General features: G+C 69.2%; 4 protein-coding genes. All 4 read left to right on the top strand.

From position 1 onward, the window contains the following. Window positions 1-61: 61 nt before the first annotated feature. The 4 genes from ACWGI8_RS40440 to ACWGI8_RS40425 are packed head-to-tail and all read left to right on the top strand — an operon-like array spanning window position 62 to window position 4,296. Entirely contained in the window at window positions 62-1,066 is a 1,005-nt protein-coding gene (locus ACWGI8_RS40440) for an ABC transporter permease (protein ID WP_453668442.1), read from the top strand. Continuing rightward, window positions 1,066-2,028 carry an ABC transporter permease gene (locus ACWGI8_RS40435; protein WP_453668441.1) on the top strand — a complete coding sequence of 321 codons (963 nt, stop codon included), beginning with the start codon at window positions 1,066-1,068 and terminating at the stop codon, window positions 2,026-2,028. The genes ACWGI8_RS40440 and ACWGI8_RS40435 overlap by 1 nt, the downstream gene beginning before the upstream one ends. Window positions 2,029-2,032: 4 nt before the next feature. Continuing rightward, a complete protein-coding gene (locus ACWGI8_RS40430; protein ID WP_453668440.1) occupies window positions 2,033-3,025 on the top strand; it encodes an ABC transporter ATP-binding protein in 993 nt (330 codons plus the stop codon). After that, on the top strand, window positions 3,022-4,296 hold the full coding sequence (locus ACWGI8_RS40425) for an ABC transporter ATP-binding protein (protein WP_453668439.1): 1,275 nt from the start codon (window positions 3,022-3,024) through the stop codon (window positions 4,294-4,296). Before ACWGI8_RS40430 ends, ACWGI8_RS40425 begins: the two co-directional genes overlap by 4 nt. The last annotated feature ends 38 nt before the right edge of the window (window positions 4,297-4,334 follow it).

The following is a 4,334-nucleotide window of genomic DNA, read 5'->3' as shown; positions in this document are numbered from 1 at the left end:
ACCGTTGGCCGGGCGGACCCGCATCCACTCACGTTCGACACGTAAGAAAGGGGCATGCGGGGTGTTGCGACTCGTCGTACGACGACTGCTACAGCTGATACCCACCCTGCTCGGCCTGTCGGTTCTGCTGTTCCTCTGGCTGAACCGGCTGCCCGGCGGACCCGCCTCAGCGATCCTGGGGGAGCGGGCGACCGAAGCCGATGTGGCGCGTATCAACCGGGCGCTGGGACTCGACCAGCCGCTCTACGTCCAGTACGGCCGGTTCCTCAAGCGGCTCTTCGAACTGGACCTCGGCACCTCGACCCAGACCGGTCAGCCGGTGTGGGACGAATTCGTTCTCAGATTCCCGGCCACCGTGGAGCTCAGCCTTGCGGCGATGGCCATCGCCGTCGCGGTCGGCATCCCGCTCGGCTACCTCGCCGCACGCAAGCGCGGCGGCTGGCTGGACGTGGCGTCCGTCTCCGGGTCGCTGATCGGCATCTGCATCCCGGTCTTCTTCCTCGCTCTGCTCCTGAAGGGCGTCTTCTCCGTCGAGCTGGGCATCTTCCCCAGCTTCGGCCGCCAGTCCACCGGCATCGACGCGACGTCGGTGACAGGCTTCGCCGTCCTCGACGGTGTCCTCACCGGTGAGTTCGACGCCTCGTGGGACGCGATCATGCACCTGGTGCTGCCCGCGATCGCCCTCGCCTCCATCCCGCTCGCCGTCATCGTGCGTATGACCCGCGCCAGCGTGCTGGAAGTCATCGGCGAGGACTACATCCGCACCGCCGAGTCCAAGGGTCTGGAGCGGCGCGTCGTCCGCGGCCGCCACATCCTGCGCAACGCGCTGCTGCCAGTGGTCACCGCGGTCGGTCTGCTCACCGGCAGTCTGCTGTCGGGCGCGGTGCTCACCGAGTCGGTGTTCTCCTTCGGCGGTATCGGCTCCTTCATCCGTACCGCGATCGACGCCCGCGACTATCCGGTGCTCGTCGGCTTCATCATGTTCATCGCGATGGTGTACGTCCTGATCAACCTGCTGGTCGATCTCGCGTACAGCGTCATTGATCCGAGGGTGCGGGTGCACTGATGAGCCTGCAGACAACGAAGACGTCGAAGATCGACCGGCTCGCGGAACTCACCGCGAGGACCGAGTCGTCCAGCGGCGCGAGCCTGTGGCGCGAGGCCTTGCGGCGGTTGCGCGGCAGCAAGATGGCCATCATCGGCGCGGTGATCATCGCGGCGTTCGTCGTGGTCGCGATCGTCGGGCCGTGGGTCGCCCCCTACGGTCCCACCGAGCAGACCTGGCGCGGTGAGGTCTTCCAGAACCAGGGCAAGTTCGTCGGCGCGCGCGCCGGGAACTGGTTCGGGCTCGATCACCTGGGCCGCGACCTGTTCTCCCGGATGCTCGTGGGCGCCCGGCAGACCCTGCTGGTCGGTGTGGTCTCCATGCTCATCGGCCTGATCCTCGGCGCCCTGGTCGGCGCCGTGTCGGGCGCGGCGGCCACCCTCGGCGGACGCGCGGGCCAGCGCATGGACGATGTCATCATGCGCGTCACCGACATCATGCTGGCGCTGCCCTCGCTGCTCCTGGCCGTGTCCATCGCCGCCGTGATGGGACAGTCGCTGACCACTGTGATGATCGCTGTCGGCGTGGTGCAGATTCCCATCTTCGCCCGGCTGCTGCGCGGTTCGATGCTCGCCCAGGGCGGCAGCGACTATGTGCTGGCCGCGCGTGCCCTCGGCATCCGCAAGCGGCGCATCGTGCTCACACAGATCATGCCCAACTCGCTGAGCCCGGTGATCGTCCAGGCGACCCTCAGCCTCGCCACCGCCATCATCGAGGCCGCCGCGCTGTCCTACCTGGGTCTCGGCAATCCCGACCCGGCCGTACCGGAGTGGGGCGTCATGCTCTCCCAGGCCCAGCGCTTCTTCGACAACGAGCCGATGATGTCCATGTATCCGGCGATCGGCATCATCATCACCGCCCTCGGCTTCACCCTGCTCGGCGAGGCCATGCGCGAAGCCCTCGACCCGAAGCTGCGAGGTTGATGTCATGCCACTGCTCAACGTGGACGAACTCACCGTCACCTTCGGCGGACGCGGCCGTAAGGACTCCAAGGCCGTCAACGGGGTCTCCTTCTCCGTCGACGAGGGTCAGGTCGTCGGCCTGGTCGGCGAATCGGGCTGCGGAAAGTCCGTGACGTCGCTGGCGCTCATGGGCCTGCTTCCGCGCAAGGGCGTCACCCTCGGTGGACGCGCCGACTTCGACGGCGCGGACCTGCTGTCGATGAGCCCCTCGAAGATCCGTGATCTGCGCGGCAGCAAGCTCGCGATGATCTTCCAGGACCCGCTGTCCTCGCTGAACCCGGTCGTCCCGATCGGGGTGCAGGTCACCGAGATCCTCCAGCGCCACCGGGGCCTGAAGGGCGAGGCCGCCCGCAAGGAGGCCGCGCACCTGCTCGACCGGGTCGGTATCCCCGACCCGACGCGGCGGCTCAAGGAGTACCCGCACCAGCTCTCCGGCGGAATGCGTCAGCGCGCCCTCATCGCCATGGCGGTGGCCTGCGCGCCGCGGCTGCTCATCGCCGACGAGCCGACCACCGCGCTCGACGTCACCATCCAGGCGCAGATCCTGGAACTGCTCAAGGAGCTGGTGGACGAGGAGGGCACCGCGCTGCTGATGATCACCCACGACCTGGGTGTCGTCGCCGGGCTGTGCGACCAGGTCAATGTGCTGTACGCGGGCAAGGTCGTCGAATCGTCGGGCCGGCGCGAGCTGTTCGCGCACCCGACGCATCCGTACACGCACGGGCTGCTCGGCTCCATCCCGCGGCTCGACGCGCCGCGCGGCGAGCCGCTCAACCCCATCCGCGGGTCCATCAACGACCAGATCGCCTGGGCCGAGGGCTGCGCCTTCGCGCCGCGCTGCGACCGCTACGAGATGGGCTGCCTGACCGGCACGCCCGAACTGACCGAACCACGCGAGGCCGGACACCAGGCCCGCTGCGTCAACCCGGTCCTGCCCAAAACGGAGGTCCCGGCATGAGCCTGCTCGAACTCGACGGAGTGAAGGTCCACTTCCCCGTCAAGAAGGGCCTCCTCTTCGACCGTACGGTCGGCCATGTCTACGCCGTCGACGGCGTCTCGCTGTCGGTCGAGGCGGGCCAGACGTACGGCCTCGTGGGCGAGTCCGGCTGCGGCAAGACCACGCTCGGGCGGGCGGTGCTGCGCCTCGTCGACATCACCGACGGCGAGGTGGTGCTGGACGGCACGGACCTGGCGAAGCTCCCCGAGGAGGAGATGCGGTCGTTCAGGCGACGGCTGCAGATGGTGTTCCAGGACCCGCTGGGCAGCCTGAACCCGAGGCAGAACATCGAGTCGATCCTGTCCGAGGGCATGGCCGCGCACGGGATCGGCGCGAACCAGGAGGAGCGCCGGGAGAAGATCAAGGAGATCCTGGCGAAGGTGGGTCTGCCGGCGAACGCCCTGTCCCGCTACCCGCACGAGTTCTCCGGCGGACAGCGCCAGCGGATCGGGATCGCACGGGCGCTGGTGCTCGAACCGGACGTGATCATCTGCGACGAGCCGGTCTCCGCGCTGGACGTGTCCATCCAGGCGCAGGTCATCAACCTGCTGGAGGATCTCCAGGAGTCGATGGGCCTGACGTATCTCGTCATCGCCCACGACCTCGCGGTCGTACGGCACATCTCGGACGTCATCGGGGTCATGTACCTCGGCTCCCTGGTGGAGGAAGCCCCGAGCGACGCGCTGTACGCCGAGCCCAAGCACCCGTACACCAAGGCGCTGATGTCGGCCGTCCCGGTCCCCGACCCGGAGGTCGAGGACCACCGCGAACGCATCCTGCTGCGCGGGGACCTCCCGTCCCCCGCGAACCCGCCTGCGGGCTGCCGCTTCCACACGCGCTGCCCGTGGAAGCAGGACACGCTGTGCGCCACGGAACGCCCCGAGCTGAAGGACCTCGGCTCCGGCCACAAGGTCGCGTGCCACTTCGCGGCGGAGATCGCGTCCGGCGAGATCGCGCGGACATCGGGCGAGATCGTCCCGGCGGTGCGCGAGGGTGTCGAGGACGCGGAGGTGGACGTCGTCGCGACGGCGGCCGCGGTCCCGGCGCCCCGCGACGAGGCGGCCCCGGACGGCGCCGATTCCGATTCCGGCTCCGGAGACTCCGATGCCGCCGGGGAGTCCGACGCCTCCGGGGAGTCCGGAAAGTCCGCGGAGTCCGACACCTCTGGGGAGTCCGGGGAGTCCGACGACTCGGGAGAGGCGTCCCAGGCGCCGGCGAAGCAGCCGAGCTGAGTCGCAGCCTGGCACGCCCCCGGGGCCCTCCCCGGGGG

The sequence above is a fragment of the Streptomyces sp. NPDC054841 genome (genome assembly GCF_053611045.1).
Note: the sequence above shows the minus strand (reverse complement) of the source record. Positions and strands in the feature narration are given on the sequence as shown.

What these genes read in the sequence shown, in the direction of transcription:
- ACWGI8_RS40435 (WP_453668441.1), top strand. Translation starts at nt 1,066, where the DNA reads ATGAGCCTGCAGACAACGAAGACGTCGAAGATCGACCGGCTCGCGGAA.
- ACWGI8_RS40430 (WP_453668440.1), top strand. Translation starts at nt 2,033, where the DNA reads ATGCCACTGCTCAACGTGGACGAACTCACCGTCACCTTCGGCGGACGC.
- ACWGI8_RS40425 (WP_453668439.1), top strand. Translation starts at nt 3,022, where the DNA reads ATGAGCCTGCTCGAACTCGACGGAGTGAAGGTCCACTTCCCCGTCAAG.